Origin of the sequence: Dietzia massiliensis, assembly GCF_018390595.1 — a bacterium.
In the GTDB taxonomy this organism is placed as follows: Bacteria; Actinomycetota; Actinomycetes; order Mycobacteriales; family Mycobacteriaceae; genus Dietzia; species Dietzia massiliensis.
Map to the genome: position 1 here is coordinate 1 of NZ_JAHBAV010000059.1, position 17,690 is coordinate 17,690.

The 17,690-nt window shown below is 73.4% G+C and carries 15 protein-coding genes; all 15 read left to right on the forward strand.

The window, feature by feature from the left end:
* Positions 1 to 97 precede the first annotated feature (97 nt).
* A complete protein-coding gene (locus KHA85_RS13890; RefSeq protein WP_213186250.1) occupies positions 98 to 2,011 on the forward strand; it encodes a peptidoglycan D,D-transpeptidase FtsI family protein in 1,914 nt (637 codons plus the stop codon).
* Between the two features lie 74 nt (positions 2,012 to 2,085).
* Positions 2,086 to 3,645, forward strand: a complete 1,560-nt coding sequence (locus KHA85_RS13895) for a UDP-N-acetylmuramoyl-L-alanyl-D-glutamate--2,6-diaminopimelate ligase (RefSeq protein WP_213186251.1) — start codon at positions 2,086 to 2,088, stop codon at positions 3,643 to 3,645.
* Positions 3,642 to 5,144, forward strand: a complete 1,503-nt coding sequence (locus KHA85_RS13900) for a UDP-N-acetylmuramoyl-tripeptide--D-alanyl-D-alanine ligase (protein ID WP_213186252.1) — start codon at positions 3,642 to 3,644, stop codon at positions 5,142 to 5,144. The genes KHA85_RS13895 and KHA85_RS13900 overlap by 4 nt, the downstream gene beginning before the upstream one ends.
* 3 nt (positions 5,145 to 5,147) lie before the next feature.
* Positions 5,148 to 6,242, forward strand: coding sequence for a phospho-N-acetylmuramoyl-pentapeptide-transferase (gene mraY, locus KHA85_RS13905; RefSeq protein ID WP_213186253.1), 1,095 nt, complete (start codon positions 5,148 to 5,150; stop codon positions 6,240 to 6,242).
* Positions 6,243 to 6,247: 5 nt separating this feature from the next.
* Positions 6,248 to 7,804, forward strand: coding sequence for a UDP-N-acetylmuramoyl-L-alanine--D-glutamate ligase (murD, locus tag KHA85_RS13910; protein ID WP_213186254.1), 1,557 nt, complete (start codon positions 6,248 to 6,250; stop codon positions 7,802 to 7,804).
* Positions 7,805 to 7,809: 5 nt separating this feature from the next.
* On the forward strand, positions 7,810 to 9,519 hold the full coding sequence (gene ftsW, locus KHA85_RS13915) for a putative lipid II flippase FtsW (RefSeq protein ID WP_213186255.1): 1,710 nt from the start codon (positions 7,810 to 7,812) through the stop codon (positions 9,517 to 9,519).
* Entirely contained in the window at positions 9,516 to 10,658 is a 1,143-nt protein-coding gene (murG, locus tag KHA85_RS13920) for an undecaprenyldiphospho-muramoylpentapeptide beta-N-acetylglucosaminyltransferase (protein WP_213186256.1), read from the forward strand. The genes ftsW and murG overlap by 4 nt, the downstream gene beginning before the upstream one ends.
* 53 nt (positions 10,659 to 10,711) lie before the next feature.
* Positions 10,712 to 12,118, forward strand: a complete 1,407-nt coding sequence (gene murC, locus KHA85_RS13925; RefSeq protein WP_236885714.1) for a UDP-N-acetylmuramate--L-alanine ligase — start codon at positions 10,712 to 10,714, stop codon at positions 12,116 to 12,118.
* A gap of 13 nt (positions 12,119 to 12,131) precedes the next feature.
* On the forward strand, positions 12,132 to 13,148 hold the full coding sequence (locus KHA85_RS18495; protein ID WP_308936961.1) for a cell division protein FtsQ/DivIB: 1,017 nt from the start codon (positions 12,132 to 12,134) through the stop codon (positions 13,146 to 13,148).
* Positions 13,149 to 13,393: 245 nt separating this feature from the next.
* Positions 13,394 to 14,602 carry a cell division protein FtsZ gene (gene ftsZ, locus KHA85_RS13935; RefSeq protein ID WP_213186258.1) on the forward strand — a complete coding sequence of 403 codons (1,209 nt, stop codon included), beginning with the start codon at positions 13,394 to 13,396 and terminating at the stop codon, positions 14,600 to 14,602.
* 11 nt (positions 14,603 to 14,613) lie between these two features.
* Positions 14,614 to 15,336 carry a peptidoglycan editing factor PgeF gene (gene pgeF / locus KHA85_RS13940; RefSeq protein ID WP_213186259.1) on the forward strand — a complete coding sequence of 241 codons (723 nt, stop codon included), beginning with the start codon at positions 14,614 to 14,616 and terminating at the stop codon, positions 15,334 to 15,336.
* Between the two features lie 47 nt (positions 15,337 to 15,383).
* Positions 15,384 to 16,112, forward strand: a complete 729-nt coding sequence (locus tag KHA85_RS13945) for a YggS family pyridoxal phosphate-dependent enzyme (RefSeq protein ID WP_106385863.1) — start codon at positions 15,384 to 15,386, stop codon at positions 16,110 to 16,112.
* Between the two features lie 76 nt (positions 16,113 to 16,188).
* Positions 16,189 to 16,881 carry a cell division protein SepF gene (locus tag KHA85_RS13950; RefSeq protein WP_213186260.1) on the forward strand — a complete coding sequence of 231 codons (693 nt, stop codon included), beginning with the start codon at positions 16,189 to 16,191 and terminating at the stop codon, positions 16,879 to 16,881.
* 70 nt (positions 16,882 to 16,951) lie between these two features.
* Positions 16,952 to 17,239: a YggT family protein gene (locus KHA85_RS13955; RefSeq protein WP_007631036.1), complete on the forward strand. Its 288-nt coding sequence runs from the start codon at positions 16,952 to 16,954 to the stop codon at positions 17,237 to 17,239.
* Between the two features lie 178 nt (positions 17,240 to 17,417).
* Positions 17,418 to 17,690 (forward strand): DivIVA domain-containing protein (locus KHA85_RS13960; RefSeq protein WP_213186261.1); only part of this gene is annotated, 273 nt, incomplete at its 3' end.

Consider the following 17,690-nt stretch of genomic DNA (forward strand, 5'->3'; position numbering starts at 1 on the left):
GCGCCGCCCGCCCCGACGGCTCCCGGTGACGGTGCCGCGACGCTCGCCCCGGTGCCCGGACAACCCTTCTAGCACCCCCACCCGAAAGGCCCCCGAGATGACCGAACGACGCACCCCGGAAGCGGGACGCCGGGCTACCTCGGGTGACCCACGCGCCACCGCACCGGGCGTCGGACGGCCACCGAACCGGTTCGGCCGGGTCCTCACCACCAACTCGACCGAGCGCCGGTTCACCTTCATGCGGTCCGCGTTCGCCGTGATCATGGTGATCGCCCTGGTCAAGCTCTTCTGGGTACAGACGATCGGGGGCACCGAGCTCGCGGCCCGCGCCGAGAGCCAGCGGCAGGTCCACCAGGTCCTGCCCGCCACCCGCGGGGCGATCGTCGATCTGGACGGCGACCCCATCGCCTTCACCCGCGAGGCCCGCGACCTGTCGATCCAGCCGCTCGTCGAGCAGCAGAACGCCGAGGCCCGCCGCGAGCTCGACAGCACCAAGCCGACATGGGACGAGCTCGTCGTGGAGATCGCCGACGAGTTCGAGGCCGTGCTCGGCGACGCCGTCGACCGCGACGAGATCGAGGCCAAGCTCTCCTCCGGCGGCGGCTTCACCTACCTCGTCCGCAACGTCGACGTCACCCAGGCCAACGCGATCGTCCGAAAGTTCCCGATGATCGGCGCCGAGCGCGTCGACATCCGCGAATACCCGGGTGGCGCGCTCGCCGCCAATGTCGTCGGCGCCACCACCAAGAGCGACGAGGGCAAGCTGATCGGCCTGCAGGGCATCGAGTCCCACTTCAACGACCAGCTCGACGGCGAGGACGGCCGGCAGACCTTCGACCGGGCCCAGGACAACACGGTCATCCCCGGCACCCTGCGCAACGTCACCGAACCGCGCGACGGCGACACGATCCGCCTCACCCTCGACGCCGACCTGCAGTGGCACGTCCAGAAGGCGATCCAGTCCGCCAAGGACACCTCGGGCGCGAAGAGCGCCTCTGCCGTCGTCCTGGACGCGCGGACCGGCGAGGTCCGGGCGATGGCCAACGACAACACGTTCAACCCGGCCGTCGGAGTGGGCGCCGAGCTCGAGCGTGGCGCGGACCTCGGCAACCCGGCCATCACCTCCCCGTTCGAGCCGGGCTCCGTGCAGAAGATCATCACCGCGGCCGCCGCCATCGAGGCCGGACTGACCCACCCGGACGAGGTGCACTCGGTCGACGGCAGCATCCGCATGGAGGGCGTCACGGTCTCCGACGCGTGGCAGCACGGACCCACGCCGTACACCACGACCGGCATCTTCGGGAAGTCCTCCAACGTCGGCACTCTCATGCTCGCCCAGCGGGTGGGCAAGGAGCCGTTCTCGCAGTACCTGGAGAAGTTCGGCCTCGGCCAGCGCACCGGCATCGAACTGGCGGGGGAGTCGGAGGGCCTCGTGCCCGACCTGCAGAACTGGCAGGGCGGCACGTTCGCCAACCTGCCGATAGGGCAGGGCCTGTCCATGACCACCCTGCAGATGGCCGGGATCTACCAGACCATCGCCAACGACGGCGTCCGCGTGCCGCCCCGGATCGTCGCCGAGCGGGTCGGCCCGGACGGCGAGAGCCACCCCACCGAACGCCCTGAGGGCGAACGAGTGGTCAGCACCGAGACCGCCCGCACCGTGCGCGACATGTTCCGCGCGGTCGTGCAGTCCGGGCCCGGGGCGCAGGCCGGCACCGGCCCACAGGCCGCGGTCGCCGGCTACCAGATCAGCGGCAAAACCGGCACCGCGCAGCAGATCGACCCGGGTTGCTCCTGCTACTCCAACTCGCGCTACTGGATCACCTTCGCCGGCATCCTGCCGGCCGACGACCCGCGCTACGTGATCGCCATCATGCTCGACGCGCCCTCCCGCGGCGTGCTCGGCGCGTCCGCCGCCCCGCTGTTCCACGACATCGCGTCATGGCTGGTCAACAGGGACAACATCCCGCCGTCCGCCCCCGCGCCGGAACTGGTCCTGCAGGCGCGGTGACCGGCGCCCGGCAGGGTAGCGTGTAGCGGGTTCACGGGAGGGATCGAGCGAGGAAGGCGGGGCGAGGACAGGCGATGACCACGGCGCGACAGCTGGCAGATGCGGTGGGGGCCAGGCTCCTCGGCGACAGGTCCGGGGCCGACCTCGACCTCACCGGGGCGACCATCCGGGCCCAGGACTGCGGCCGGGGCATCCTCTTCGCCGCCCTGCCCGGAACCCGCGTCCACGGCGCCTCGTTCGGGGCCACCGCCGTCGAGGCGGGCGCATCCGCGGTACTCACCGACCCCGAGGGCATCGAGCTGATGGCCGCCGTCGCCGGGCGCCTGCCCGTCCTCGTCCACCCCGCCCCGCGCGCGGTTCTCGGCGCGGTGTCCGCGGCGGTGACCGGAGACCCGTCCGCCGACCTCGACGTCGTCGGCATCACCGGCACCTCCGGCAAGACCACCACCACCTACCTTGTCGAGGCCGCCCTCGAGGGCTGCGGGCACGTCGCCGGTCTCATCGGCACCACCGGCAGCCGCGTGGACGGCCGCGCCCTGCCCAGCCGGCTCACCACCCCCGAGGCACCCGAGTTCCAGGCCCTGCTCGCCCGGATGCGAGCCGCGGGGGCACGCGCCGTCGCGGCGGAGGTCTCCAGCCACGCCCTGCGGCTCGGCCGGGTGGACGGCGTCCGGTTCGCCGTGGGCGCGTTCCTCAACCTGTCGCAGGACCACCTGGACTTCCACCCGAGCATGGACGACTACTTCCGCGCCAAGGCGCGGCTGTTCGACGTCGAGGCGGACCCGGGCTCGGCGGTGTGGCCGGCCGAGCGGGCGGTCGTCGTGATCGACGACGAGTGGGGCCGCCGCCTGGTGGGGATGCGCCCGGACGCGGTGACCGTGTCCGCCGATCCCGGCGCCGACGCCGACTGGACGGCCGGTGAAGCCACCCCGACGGACCGCGACACCCAGGAGTTCACCGTCCACGGGCCCGACGGGTCGACCGTGGACGTCGAGCTCCCGCTGATGGGTCGGTTCAACGTCGCCAACGCGCTCGTGGCGCTGGCGATCGTCGACGCCCTGGGCGGGGACGTCGCCGCAGCCGCGGCCGGACTCATGCGGGTGCGGGTGCCCGGCCGTCTCGAGCCGGTCGTGCGCGGCCAGGACTTCCGCGTCCTCGTGGACTACGCCCACAAGCCGGGTGCGGTCGCCGCGGTCCTGCGCTCCGTCCGCGCGCAGACCGAGGGCCGTGTGGCCGTGGTCCTCGGCGCCGGGGGCGACCGCGACCCGGGTAAGCGCCCCAAGATGGGGGCCGCCGCGGCCGAGATCGCCGACCTCGTGGTGGTGACCGACGACAACCCCCGCAGCGAGGACCCCGCCGCCATCCGCGCCGCCGTCCGCGCGGGGGCCGAACAGGCCGCCGGGCCCGACACCCGCGTCGAGGAGGTCGGCGACCGCGGCGCCGCGATCGCCACCGCGATCGACTGGGCCCGCGCCGGCGACGTCGTCGTGATCGCCGGGAAGGGACACGAGACCGGTCAGGAGGTCGCCGGCGTCGTGCACCCGTTCGACGACCGGGCCAGGGCCGCGGAAGAACTCGTCAGACGACTCGGATACCGCGCCCCCACGGGCGAGACGGAGGACAGCACACCATGATCGACCTCACCCTCGGCGAGATCGCGGGGATAGTCGGCGGTCGGTTGGTCGGTGGTGACCCGTCGACGGCCGTGACCGGCACCGTGGAGTTCGACTCCCGCCGCCTCGCCCCGGGCGGGTTGTTCCTCGCCCTGCCCGGCGAACGCGTCGACGGCCACGACTTCGTCGCCCGCGCGCTCGACGCGGGGGCGGCCGGTGCGCTCGTCGCGCACGAGGTCGACGGCGTGGACGGTGCGCAGATCGTCGTGCCCGCGGTCGGCCGTCGCGAGACCAACGCCATGGCGCTGGCCGCCGACACCGACGGCTCCGGCGCCGCCGTGCTCACCGCGCTCGGCGCCCTCGCGCGCGCGAGCGTCGACCGGCTGGTCGCCGACCACGGGCTCGTCGTCGTGGGGGTCACCGGGTCGTCGGGCAAGACCAGCACCAAGGACCTCATCGGAGCCGTGCTGTCAGCGGCCGGCACGGTCGTCGCGCCCCCGGGCTCGTTCAACAACGAGATCGGCCACCCGTGGACCGCGCTCCGCGCCGACGAGGACACCGATTTCCTCGTCCTCGAACTCAGCGCCCGCGCACCCGGCAACATCCGCGAGCTCGCGGCCCTCGCGCCCCCGCGCGTCGGAGTGGTCCTCAACGTCGGCACCGCGCACCTCGGCGAGTTCGGCTCGCGCGAGGTCATCGCCGCCACCAAGGGCGAGCTCGTCGAGGCGCTGCCGGACGCCGCGCACGGCGGGGTCGCCGTCCTCAACGCCGACGACGACCGTGTCGCCGCCATGGCCGGCCGGACCTCCGCCGAGGTCGTGACGGTGGGGCTGGGCGGGTCCGCGGACGTCCGTGCGGAGGGGGTGAGGCTCGACGACGAGGTGCGCGCCTCGTTCACGCTGGTCACCCCGCGGGGTGAGGCGGAGGTCGCGTTGCGCGTGCACGGCGAGCACCAGGTGGGCAACGCCCTGTCGGCGGCCGCGGTGGGTCTCGCGTGCGGGATGGACGTCGAGCGGATCGCGGCGGCGCTGGGTACCGCCGAGGCCGCCTCCGAGCGGCGGATGGACGTGCGCGTCACGGCCGACGGGATCACCGTCATCAACGACTCCTACAACGCCAACCCCGATTCGATGCGGGCGGCGCTGAGGTCGCTGGCCGTCATGGCCCGGTCGGGCGGCGGCCGTCCGCGCCGGACGTGGGCCGTGCTGGGGGAGATGGCGGAGCTCGGCGATGACGCGGTGATAGAGCACGACCTCATCGGACGCTTCCTCGTCCGGCTGGACGTGTCCCAGCTGGTGGTCGTGGGACTGGGCAGGCCCCAGCGCGCGATGTTCCAGGGCGCGATCCAGGAGGGGTCGTGGGGATCCGAGGCGGAGCACGTCGCCACCGCCGAGGAGGCCGTGGAGATCCTGGACTCGAGGCTCGAGCCGGGCGACATCGTCCTGGTCAAGGCCTCGGCGGCCGTCGGCCTGTGGAGTGTCGCGGAGCACGTGCTCGCGGCGCGCGGTGAGGAGAAGTAGTCAATGACCCAGATCATGGTCGCCGGCATCGTCGGCTTCGTCGTGAGCATCTTCCTCACTCCGATGCTCATCATCTACTTCCGCCGCCATGGCTACGGGCAGGAGATCCGGCTCGAGGGCCCGCAGTCCCACATGGGCAAGCGGGGCACGCCCAACATGGGCGGTCTCGCGATCCTCGCCGCCGTGTGGCTCGGCTATATCGTCGCCGGGCTGATCGGGCAGTTCACCGTGGGCGGCGGCGGGTTCACCGCCTCCGGCCTGCTCATCCTCGGCCTGGCCACGGCGCTGGCCGTGGTCGGCATGATCGACGACGGCCTCAAGGTGTTCAAGCGGCAGAACAAGGGCCTGGGCATCCTGTCGAAGACGGTCGGGCAGGTCCTCGCGGCGCTGGCGTTCGGAATCCTCGTCCTCCAGTTCCGCAACTCGGACGGGCTCACCCCGGCCAGCCGGTCGCTGAGCTACGTGCGGGACTTCGTGGCCGTGACCTTTCCCGTCGTCGTCTTCCTCGTCTTCATCGTGATCCTCGTCTACGGCTGGTCCAACGCGGTCAACTTCACCGACGGACTCGACGGCCTCGCCGCCGGCTCCATGGCCATGGTCATGGGCACCTACGTCGTGTTCAGCTTCTGGCAGTTCCGCTACTCCTGCTTCTCCACCGCCGAGGGCGTCAACCTGTCGGGCTGCTACCAGGTCCGCGATCCCCTGGACATCGCCGTGGTGTGTTCGGCAGGGCTCGGCGCGTGTCTGGGCTTCCTGTGGTGGAACGCTGCGCCGGCCAAGATCTTCATGGGCGACACCGGCTCGATGTTCCTCGGCGGCATCGTCGCGGGCGTGTCCGTCGTGTCGCGGACCGAGCTGCTCATGGTCGTCGTGGGAGCGGTGTTCGTCATCGAGTTCGTCTCCGTCCTCATCCAGGTCGCCGCGTTCCGCACCACGGGCCGACGCCCGTTCCGCATGACGCCCATCCACCACCACTTCGAGAACGGCGGCTGGGCCGAGACCACGGTGACGATCCGGTTCTGGCTGCTGGTGGCCATCTCGTGTGGCCTGGCGATCGCGCTGTTCTACGGCGACTGGCTCGCGAGCTCGGCGGGATGAGCGACATGACCGATATGACCGAGACCGCCGCGTCGACCGACCGGCCGGGGCCGGACATCCGGGGGCTGCACCGGCTGCGGGTGTTGGTCCTGGGCGCGGGCGTGTCCGGGCCGGGCGCTGTACGCATCCTCGACGCGCTGGGCGCCGAGCCCGTGGTCGCCGACTCGCGACCCGAGGCGATCGCACGCCTGCGGGAGGCGCTGCCGGACGGTGTCGCGTGCGAGGGCGTCGATCTCGACCGCGCCGCCGAACTCCTGGCCGCCTCGCGCGGACCGGTCGGCCAGGCCGGTGGAGCCGGCGGGGCCGGTGCAGCCGGTGCGGTCGACCGGATCGGTATCGACCTGGTCGTGACCAGCCCGGGGTGGCGCCCCGACTCGCCTCTGCTGGTCGCCGCGGCCGACGCCGGGATCGCCGTGTGGGGCGACGTGGAGCTGGCGTGGCGCGCAGATGCCGCCGAGTTGTTCGGCCCCCGCCGCACGTGGCTCGCGGTGACCGGTACCAACGGAAAGACCACCACCACCTCGATGCTCGAGGCGATCTGCCTCGAGGCGGGCATGGCGGCGCGCGCGTGCGGGAACATCGGGCTGCCGGTGACCGACGTGCTGCTGGCCGAGCCGCGCGTGGAGGTGCTCGCGGCCGAACTGTCGAGTTTCCAGCTGCACTGGGCGCCGAGCTGCCGGCCGGACGTGGGCGTGGTCCTCAACGTCGCCGAGGACCATCTCGACTGGCACGGGTCCATGGAGGCGTACGCCGCGGCCAAGGCGCAGGTCCTCACCGGCCGGGTGGCCGTGGCCGGTGCCGACGACGAGATCGCCGCCCGACTGCTCGCCGACGCGCCCGCCGCGACGCGTATCGGGGTGCGCCTCGGCGCGCCCGCCGCGGGGGAGTGTGGCGTGGTCGACGGCGTGCTCACCGCGCGGATCGGCGGTGGTGACGACGACGACGAGGTGGCGCTGATGCCGGCCGCGGACGTGCGCCCGGCCGGGCCCGCGGGCGTCCTCGACGCACTCGCCGCCTCGGCCGTGGCCATGTCCGTGGGCGCGCGGGCCGAGCACGTCGCCGCGGCCCTGCGTTCGTTCACGGTGGGCGCCCATCGCGCCGAACCGGTCGGAGTCGTCGACGGGGTCACCTACATCGACGACTCTAAGGCCACCAATCCGCACGCCGCCCGCACCTCGCTGCTCGCGGGCGGGCCGATGGTGTGGATCGCCGGCGGACTGCTCAAGGGCGCCGACGTCGAGCCACTGGTCGCCGAGGTCGCCGATGTCCTGCGCGGGGTGGTCCTCATCGGCCGCGACCGCGGGCAGATCGCCGGGGCATTGGCACGACACGCGCCGACGGTGCCCGTCGTGGAGCTGGCCTCGGGAGACGATGACGACGCTGCGGGTCCCGACGAGCCGCAGCAGACGATGGACCGCGCGGTCGCCGAGGCCGCGCGGATGGCCACCGGAGGCGACACCGTGTTGCTCGCCCCGGCTGCCGCGTCGATGGATATGTTCACCGACTACGGCCACCGGGGGCGCAGCTTCGTCCTCGCCGTGGGCCGCGTGGCCGGGAGGTAGAGGCTATGGCACTGCGAGACAAGGCACCTCACGACCGGGCCGTCACGGCCGGCGGATCCGACGCGGCCGAGAGCGGCGACCGGGCCGATCGGCCCGACCTGCTCGGGCGTATCGCCGCGCCACTGGCCGCGATCAACCGGGCACCCCTGACGTCGTACCACGTGGTCATGGTGGTCACGGCCCTGCTCACGGTCATCGGCCTGGGCATGGTGCTGTCCAGCTCCAACGTGCTGGCGTTCTCCGGCGGCGGCACGCCGTTCGACATCTTCCTGCGCCAGGCGATGTTCGTGCTCATCGGCTGGATGGGCTTCGTCCTGGCCCTGCGCCTGCGCATCGAGCTGCTGCGCGCCGCGGCGTTCCCGCTGCTGCTCGTGTCCATCGGCCTGCTCGTCGCGGTGCTCATCCCCGGCATCGGCTCCGAGGTCAACGGCTCCCGTGGCTGGATCGACCTCGGCATCTTCTCGATCCAGCCCGCCGAGATCGCCAAGTTCGCCCTCATCATCTGGGCGTCGTCCGTGGTCGCCAAGCGCGTGCGGACTGGCTACTGGCTGGACCTGCTCTTCCCGGCGGTCGTCGGGTACCTCATCGTGGCGGTCCTCGTCGTCGTCGCCCCCGACCTGGGCATGGCCACCGCGGTGACCATCGCCTTCCTCTGCATCCTGTGGTTCTCCGGGTACCCCGCGCGGCACTTCGCGTGGGTGATCGCCGTCGGCGTCGTCGTCTTCGGCGTCCTCGCGGTGGCGTTCGCCTACCGCTTCGAGCGGATCCGGACCTACCTCGACACGTTCCGCGGTGACTTCTCCAACCCCCAGGGCGCGGCGTACCAGTCGTACCAGGGCATGCTCTCCCTGGCCGACGGCGGACTGTTCGGCGTCGGCCTGGGGCAGTCGAGCGCCAAGTGGTTCTACCTGCCGGAGGCCACCAACGACTTCATCTTCGCCATCATCGGCGAGGAGCTCGGTTGGTTCGGTGCCGCGGTCGTCGTCTCGCTCTACCTCACCCTCGGCTGGGTCGGCATGCGGATCGCCATGCGCTCGGTGGACCCGTTCCGCCGCTTGCTAGCGGGCACCATCTCCGCGACAATCGTCCTGCAGGCGTTCATCAACATCGGTTACGTCGTGGGCCTGCTGCCGGTGACCGGCCTGCAGCTGCCGCTCATCTCCAACGGCGGTACCTCCGCGGTCGTCACGCTCACCTCGCTCGGCCTGCTCGCCAACTGCGCCCGGCACGAGCCCGAGGCCATCTCCGCGATCCTCAGCTCCCCGAACCGCCGTCGGCACCGGTGGTTCTCCCTGCCCGACCCGCGCCCCTACCGGCCCGAGCGCCCCGTCCCCGCCTCATCGGCGCCCGGTCGCTCGAGCGAGGGCGCCCGGCGGTACGGCGACCCCGTCACCCGCCGCCAGCAGTCCCGCCCCGGCGGGCCCGCGTCGCGTGACCGGGCCGCCGGCGCCCGGCGCACGGCCCAGCCCGCCCCCGTGCCGCGTCCGCCGCGCGGCGGACCGCGGCCGCCGGCGTACGAGACCATGCCGATCCCGGCCGACGCCGCCCGCGAACGTCGGCGCGGGGCGACCGCGATGACCGGCCGCACCGCCCGGCCCGTCCGCGGACGCGAGGCCGAGCGCCGCCAGCCGCGCCGCCCGGCCCCCGACGCAGGGGGCCGCCAGAGCCCCGGCGCCGGCCGGCCCAGCCCCATCCACCGGGGACGCGAGCGATGAGCGCGGCGTCCACAGGCGGTCCCTCGGTCCTCGTGGTCGGCGGCGGCACCGCCGGCCACATCGAGCCCGCGCTCGCGGTGGGGGAGGCCGTCACCGCCCTCGACCCGACCGCACGCGTCACCGCAGTGGGCACCCCGCGCGGCCTGGAGACCGACCTCGTCCCCAAGCGGGGCGTGTCACTCGAACTGGTCGATCCGGTCCCGCTGCCGCGCAGTGTCGGCGGCGACCTGTTCCGCCTGCCCGGGCGTCTCGTCCGGGCCGTGCGCGGGGCACGCGAGGTGTTGCGACGCACGGACGCGGACGTCGTCGTGGGCTTCGGCGGATACGCGTGTGTGCCCGTGTACCTGGCCGCGGCGGCGCCGCTGCGACCCGCGTCCGGGGGCGCGCGTCGCCGCGTGCCGATCGTCGTCCACGAGGCCAACTCGCGCGCGGGGATCGCCAACAAGCTCGGCGCGCGGTTCGCCGTCGCGACCCTCGCCGCGGTCACCGGGTCGGGGCTCGACGCCCGCGTCGTGGGCAACCCCGTGCGCCGCGCCGTCGCGACCCTCGACCGCGCGGCCCTGCGGTCGCAGGCCCGCGCGACCTTCGGGCTGGACCCCGACGGGCCCGTCCTGCTCGTCGTGGGCGGCTCCCAGGGCGCGCGGTCGCTCAACACCGCCATGGCGGCGGTCGCCGAGGAGTTCTCCCGCGCCGGCGTGGGCGTCCTACACGCGGTCGGTCCGAAGAACCTCGACGACGCCCCGGTCGTACCGCCCAGCGGCGCGCCGTACGTGACCGTGCCGTATCTCGACCGCATGGACCTGGCGTACGCCGCCGCTGACCTCATCCTGTGCCGGTCGGGTGCCATCACCGTCGCCGAGGTGTCCGCCGTCGGGCTGCCCGCGGTGTTCGTCCCTCTGCCCCACGGCAACGGCGAGCAGGCTCTCAACGCCCGCGACCTCGTCGCCGGCGGCGCGGCCCTGCTCGTGGAGGACTCCGACCTCACGCCCGACCACCTCCGCTCGGAGGTCCTGCCGCTCGCGCTGGACCCCGACCGGCTCCAGATGATGTCCGAGGCCGCCGTCCACGGCGGCTCCCGAGACGCGGCGGAGGTCGTGGCGCGCATCGCGCTGGACGCCGCCGGAAAGGCCCCGCGTTGACCAGCACCACCCCCGGCACCGACTCCGTGCCCGCCACGCTCGAGCGCGTCCACATGATCGGTATCGGCGGCGCGGGGATGTCCGGCGTCGCGCGGATCCTGCTCGACCACGGCGTGGCGGTCTCCGGCAGCGACGCCCGCGACTCGGCCGACCTGCGCGCGCTGGCCGATCGCGGCGCCGTCGTGCGCGTCGGCCACGACGCCGACGCCCTCGAGGCCCTCGGCTCGCCCCCGCAGATCGTCGTGGTGTCCAAGGCGGCGATCCCCGCCGACAACCCCGAGCTCGTCGCGGCGCGGGCCGCGGGCGTCCCGGTCGTCACCAGGTCGCAGGTCCTCGGGCACCTCGCCCGGGCGGGCCGCTCGATCATGGTGTGCGGCACCCACGGCAAGACCTCCACCACCTCGATGCTCATCGCGGGCATGCTCTCCGCCGGGTCCGACCCGTCCTTCGCGGTGGGCGGCACCGTCCTGCAGTTCGGGACCAACGCTCGCGGCGGCGCCGACCCCGTGTTCGTGGCCGAGGCCGACGAGTCCGACGGCTCCCTCGTGCACTACGAGCCCGACGTCGTGATCCTCACCAACGCCGAACCCGACCACCTCGACCACTTCGGCACCGCCGAGGCGTACTACGAGGTCTTCGACACCTTCCTCGCCCGTATCCCCGACACCGGCGCGCTCGTGGTGTGCGTCGATGACGAGGGCGCGGCCGAGCGCGCGCGTCGGGCCGCGGCCGCCGGCGTCCGCGTGGTGGGGTACCGCACCGCCGACGGGCCGACGACCGACCTGCCGGTGGCAGGGGAGCTCGCGGGGATCACCGTCGACTCCGACGGCACGCGGGCCCGGCTCTCCCTCGACGGCGCGTCGCACGGCGAGCTGCACGTGGGCACCCCGGGCGAGCACATGGCGCTCAACGCCCTCGCCGCCCTGCTCGCCGCCCGCGAGGTGGCCGTGTCGGGCGGCTTCGACGCGGACGGGTTCCTCGCCGGCCTGTCCGGGTTCGGCGGCGTCGGACGACGCTTCGAGCCCAAGGGCGAGGCCGTGGTCGGCGGCGGGCGGGCGCGCGTCTACGACGACTACGCCCACCACCCCACGGAGGTCGCCGCGGTGCTCGGCGCCGCGAGGGAGATCGTCGAGGCGGACGGGGGGCGGCTCGTCGCCGTCTTCCAGCCCCACCTGTACTCGCGCACCAGGATCTTCGCCGAGGAGTTCGGCCGCGCACTGTCGCTCGCCGACGAGGTGGTGGTTCTCGACGTCTACGGCGCGCGCGAGCGACCCGAGCCCGGCGTCGACGGCGGGCTGATCGCCCGGAACGTCACCGCGGCCGTCCACCACGTGCCCGACCTCGACAGCGCGCTGACGACGGTCACCGGGATCCTGCGGCCCGGCGACGTAGTGTTCACCCTCGGTGCCGGCGACATCACCACTCTCGGCCCGCGGATCGTCGCCGGCGGGGAACCGTGAGGAGGGCCGCGCGGTGACCGACGAGCCCGGCGATCCCCGCCACCGCGATGACCGCGACGATCGTGACGACGGCGACGGCCATGGCACGCCCGAGGAGCGCGGCATCGTCGGTGACCGCGACGCCCCCGGCGGGCCGGCCACCGAGCGTGCGCCCGGTGCGCCGGACGTCGACCCCGCCGCGGAGCGACCGGGGCCCGACCCCGGGCCACCGCCCACCGAGGCGTCCACCGAGGTGCCGGCGGGGGACACCCCGCCGACCGACGACCCCGATCGCCGACGCGCCGCGGCCGACCTGCGCCGCTCCGACGAGCGGGTCCGTCACTCCGACCCGGCCGTGCGCGCACGCCTGCGGCGCCGCCGCCGGCGGACCAACCGGATCTACGCCGGGCTCGGCATCGCGTTGGTCGTGGTGCTGCTCGGCTACATCGCGCTGTATTTCCTGCCGGTGTTCGCCGTCCGTGAGGTGAGCGTCGACGGCACCCGGACGATCCCCGCGGAGGTCGTCACCGAGCGCGCGGCGGTCGCGCCGGGAACGCCGCTGCTCCAGGTCGACACCCACGCGGTCGCCCGGCGGGTGGCGGGCATCCCGCGTGTGGATCTGGTGACGGTCAAGCGGGACTACCCGTCCGGGCTGCGGATCGAGCTCGTCGAGCGCACCGCACTCGTGGTGGTGGAGGTCGACGGCGAGCAGCATCTCGTGGACGCCCAGGGCATCGACTTCGGCCCGGGGGAGGTCCCGCCCGGGACGCCGGTGCTCACGGTGGGGGAGGACGCCCGCGACGAGCTGCCGGCGGTCGTGCGCGACCTGGCGACGGTCTTCGCCGAGGTGCGGGGCACGGCCGGTCAGGAGATCACCGCCGTGGAGGTCGACACCCGTGCGTCGATCGTGCTCACCCTCGCCGACGGGCGGATCGTCGAGTGGGGAGCGGCCGACCGCGACCGGGAGAAGGCCGTGGCGTTGCAGATGGTGCTCGAGCAGCCGGGACAGATCTGGAACGTGTCCAACCCGGCCCTGCCGACGTCCCGCTAGGGCCCCGCCGGCGCCATGTCCGCACCCCGGCGGAGCACGGCCAACGGCCCGGTACGCACGACACGCCCGCGAGCCTCGTGGACGCGCGGGGCCGGTAGCCCTACCGTGGTGTTCCGACGGCCGAAACCACCTCTGACCAGCAAGTTTAACCCTCAACTAGAGGGTGAGACTTCAGGGTTCATGGAACGTTTCGTCGAGACAGCACGCAACCGAGCACGACACCCCCATAGGAAGGCCGGGCCTCGATGAGCTCACCTCACAACTACCTCGCAGTCATCAAGGTCGTCGGCATCGGCGGCGGCGGCGTGAACGCGGTCAACCGGATGATCGACGAGGGGCTCAAGGGCGTCGAGTTCATCGCCGTGAACACCGACGCGCAGGCCCTCCTCATGTCCGACGCCGACGTCAAACTCGACGTGGGCCGCGAGCTCACCCGCGGGCTCGGCGCGGGCGCCGACCCCGAGGTTGGCCGTAAGGCCGCCGAGGACCACAAGGACGAGATCGAGGAGGTGCTCAAGGGCGCCGACATGGTCTTCGTCACCGCCGGCGAGGGCGGCGGCACCGGCACCGGCGGCGCGCCCGTCGTGGCGGCCATCGCCCGCAAGCTCGGCGCTCTCACCGTGGGCGTGGTCACGCGCCCGTTCTCGTTCGAGGGCAAGCGCCGCGGCGGCCAGGCCGACGCCGGCATCGACGCCCTGCGCGAGGCCTGCGACACGCTCATCGTGATCCCCAACGACCGCCTCCTGCAGCTGGGCGACGCGGGGGTGTCGATGATGGAGGCGTTCAAGACCGCCGACGAGGTGCTGCTCAACGGCGTGCAGGGCATCACCGACCTCATCACCACGCCCGGCGTCATCAACGTCGACTTCGCCGACGTCAAGGGCGTCATGTCCGGCGCCGGCAGCGCGCTCATGGGCATCGGCTCCTCCCGCGGGGAGGGCCGCGCGTTCAAGGCCGCTGAGGCCGCCATCAACTCGCCGCTGCTCGAGACCACGATGGAGGGCGCCAAGGGCGTGCTCATGTCCATCGCCGGTGGCAGCGACCTGGGCCTGTTCGAGATCAACGAGGCCGCCTCCCTCGTGCAGGAGGAGGCGCACCCCGACGCCAACATCATCTTCGGCACGGTCGTCGACGACTCCCTCGGCGACGAGGTCCGCGTGACCGTCATCGCCGCCGGGTTCGAGGGCGGGTCCCGACCGGTCACGGCCGGAGCGGCCCAGCCTCGCCGCGGCCGCCACCACCTCGACGACGACGAGTCGGTCCCCGGCGCCTCCGGCGACACCGGCGGGGCCTCGGAGCTCGGATCGACGCCCCTCGGCGGTCGCGGTCGCGAGGAGTCGGCCTACCCGGGCTCCGGCGGGTCGTCCGCGAGCTCGGCGGGCACGTCCTCGTCGTCGTCCCGTCGCCGCGACGAGGACGACGACATCGACGTCCCGCCCTTCATGCGGCACTGACACGGCGCACCGTGACGCCCAACGGGACGGGGCGCGTCCGCCGGGTGGTCACCGACCGCCGCGGTGGCGCGTCGACCGGAGACTTCGACTCGTTCAACCTCGGCGACCACGTCGGTGACGCCCCCGCCGCCGTGGCCGCCAACCGCGCGCGGCTGGCCCGCCGACTCGGCCTGCCCGCGACCGACATCGTGTGGATGGACCAGGTCCACGGCACCCGGATCGCCCGCGTCACCAGGCCGACCGGCGGGCCCGTCCCCGCCACGGACGGACTCGTGATCGACCGGCCCGGCCTCGCGCTGGCGGTGCTCACCGCCGACTGTGTCCCGGTGCTCGCCGCGGACGAGCAGGCCGGCGTGATCGGGGCCGTGCACGCCGGACGCGTCGGCGCGGTCGGCGGGATCGTCCCCGACCTCATCGGCGCCATGACCTCGCTCGGGGCGCGTCCGGAGCGGATCACGGTGCTCCTCGGCCCGGCGGCGGCCGGGGAGCACTACGAGCTGCCCGACGACCTGGCCGACGAGGTCGAGGCGGCTCTGCCCGGCAGTCGCACCCGGACCGTCGCCGGAACGGCGGGCGTCGACCTGCGCAAGGGCATCACCCGCCAGCTCGCCGGGCTGGGCGTGACGCGCGTCGACTCCGACCCCCGCTGCACGATCGCCGAGCAGTCCCTGTTCTCCTATCGTCGACAGGGGCGGACCGGGCGCCAGGCCAGCGTGATCTGGCGGCAGGTGTAGCAGGCCGGGCCGGCCGACCCGCCGGACCGGGAGACGAAAGGGCGGACATGACCGACACCAGGGCCACAGAACTCGCCGCGCGGCTGGCCGAGACCCGCGAACGCATGGACGCGGCGCGGGCGGCGGCGGGCCGGACCGACGAGGTCGACCTCGTCGTCGTCACCAAGTTCCATCCCGTCACCGACGTCGTCCACCTCGCCCGCCTCGGGGTGCGCGACGTCGGCGAGAACCGGGTGCAGGAGGCGGCGGCCAAGGTCGACGACCTGACCGCCGCCGACGCCGAGCTGGCGGCGTCCGTGCGGTGGAACATGGTCGGGCACATCCAGTCCAACAAGGCCGCCGCCGTGGCCGGGTGGGCCGACCGGGTCCACTCGGTGGACTCCGTGAAGGTCGCGAACGGGCTCGAGCGCGGCCGCGCCCGCGCCGCCGACGAGCGCGACGGCGTCACGCCCCTGCCCGTCCTGCTCCAGCTGAGCCTCGATGGCGACACCTCGCGCGGTGGGGTCACCCGCGAGGACCTGCCGGCCCTCGCCGATCACGTCGCCGGACTCGGGCACCTCCGTCTGGCCGGCCTCATGGTGGTGCCCCCGCTCTCCGGCGATCCCGCCGCCCACTTCGCCGACGCCGCCGACGTCGCCGCCGACCTGCGGCGCCGGCACCCCGACGCCGTCGAGTTCTCCGCGGGCATGTCCGGGGACATCGAGGAGGCGATCGCGGCAGGTTCCACCTGCGTGCGTGTCGGAACGGCGATCCTCGGCCCCCGACCAGTAGTTTGAGATCCAGCCTCGCGGGACACCCGCCCGCGAAGAACACACGCCCGCGACGACCCCGTTACCAGGAAGGTCCCGGAAGATGAGCGCAATCGCCCGGTTCAAGGAGTACTTCGGAATGGCGCCCGTCGCGGCGTACGAGGACGAGTACCTGGACGACTACGACCGCCCCGTCCACCACGACGCGCGCGTCGGTCGCGGAATGCACGACACGGACGACCTCGGTCCGGTCGCCCGCGACCGCCGGGACGACTACGGCTACGCCGCCGACCGGTACCTCGACGAGCCCGCGCCCCGCTCCCGCGTCGCCGACCTCGACCCCGTCGACGAGCGTGCCGCCGCCCGCCGTGCGCCCGTCGAGGAGCCGGCTCCGCGCCCCCGCCGCTACCACGCGGCCGAGGCCGGCGCGCGCGCCAACCTCCGCGGTGTGCCCGCCACCCGCGGTGCCGTCGCCCTCGCGCCGGAGGAGGACTTCGTCGAGGACGGGCTCGTCACCGTGCCCGAGACCGTCGTCGAGCGGCCCCGCGGCTTCGGTGACGGCAAGAGCCTCGGCGAGCACTTCCGCGCCGGACGCGCGGTCGTCCTGGACCTGTCCACGATGGCGTCCGGCGACGCCCGACGCATGGTCGACTTCGCCGCCGGCCTCGTCTTCGGCCTCGACGGCCGCATGGAGAAGGTCGCCGACCGCGAGCGCACCTTCCTCCTGCAGCCCGCCGGCATGGACCTCACCGAGGCCGAGGTCCGCGACGCCGTCAACGGCGCCTTCCGCCGCTGACCGGCCGGCCCGTCGGCGGGCATAGGGTGCCCTCGGGCGCCGCGACGGCCCGGGACAGTAGGGTTGAAGCGTGACGTTGATTCTGCTGGTCCTCTATTACGTGATCGAGGTCTTCTGGTTCCTGTTGCTGGGCCGGATCGTGGTGGAGATGATCGCCTCGTTCTCCCGCAGCTGGACCCCGAAGGGTGTCCTCGCGGTGGTGCTGGAATGGCTGTTCACCATCACGGACCCGCCGGTCAAGGCGCTGCGGAAGGTCATCAAGCCGGTCCGCCTGGGTCAGGTCTCCCTGGACCTGTCGGTCCTGGTCCTCTTCATCATCCTCATGGTGCTGCGGGTCGTCATCCTGGCCTTCATCTAGACCGACCGGGCCGCGCGGCGGCCGGCAGGGCGGCCCCGGCTCACCGTCCCGGACCACGGCCGCTGGTGACGCGCGGGCCGGTTGTGACTAGATTGGCCACCGTTAAGGTAGTAATGAAGTCGTGGGTCCGGTGCGAGAACGCCGGACCGGCACCCGAGACGACCACGAGGGGTATCCCATGCCGTTGACACCAGCCGATGTGCACAACGTCGCGTTCTCCAAGCCACCGATCGGCAAGCGTGGCTACAACGAGGACGAAGTCGACCAGTTCCTGGACCTGGTCGAGACGGAGCTCGCGGAACTCGTCTCGGACAACGAAGATCTCCGGCAGCGGGTCGAGGAGTTGACCCGCGACCTCGAGAAGGCGCGCAAGGCCGCCGACGAGGCCGGCAAGTCCTCCGGCGGCGGATCGGGTGCCGCCGCCCCCGCCGCGCAGGCCCAGTCCGTCATG

Coding starts and splice junctions, on each gene's coding strand:
- KHA85_RS13890 (WP_213186250.1), top strand. CDS start 98: ATGACCGAACGACGCACCCCGGAAGCGGGACGCCGGGCTACCTCGGGT.
- KHA85_RS13895 (WP_213186251.1), top strand. CDS start 2,086: ATGACCACGGCGCGACAGCTGGCAGATGCGGTGGGGGCCAGGCTCCTC.
- KHA85_RS13900 (WP_213186252.1), top strand. CDS start 3,642: ATGATCGACCTCACCCTCGGCGAGATCGCGGGGATAGTCGGCGGTCGG.
- mraY (WP_213186253.1), top strand. CDS start 5,148: ATGACCCAGATCATGGTCGCCGGCATCGTCGGCTTCGTCGTGAGCATC.
- murD (WP_213186254.1), top strand. CDS start 6,248: ATGACCGATATGACCGAGACCGCCGCGTCGACCGACCGGCCGGGGCCG.
- ftsW (WP_213186255.1), top strand. CDS start 7,810: ATGGCACTGCGAGACAAGGCACCTCACGACCGGGCCGTCACGGCCGGC.
- murG (WP_213186256.1), top strand. CDS start 9,516: ATGAGCGCGGCGTCCACAGGCGGTCCCTCGGTCCTCGTGGTCGGCGGC.
- murC (WP_236885714.1), top strand. CDS start 10,712: ATGATCGGTATCGGCGGCGCGGGGATGTCCGGCGTCGCGCGGATCCTG.
- ftsZ (WP_213186258.1), top strand. CDS start 13,394: ATGAGCTCACCTCACAACTACCTCGCAGTCATCAAGGTCGTCGGCATC.
- KHA85_RS13945 (WP_106385863.1), top strand. CDS start 15,384: ATGACCGACACCAGGGCCACAGAACTCGCCGCGCGGCTGGCCGAGACC.
- KHA85_RS13950 (WP_213186260.1), top strand. CDS start 16,189: ATGAGCGCAATCGCCCGGTTCAAGGAGTACTTCGGAATGGCGCCCGTC.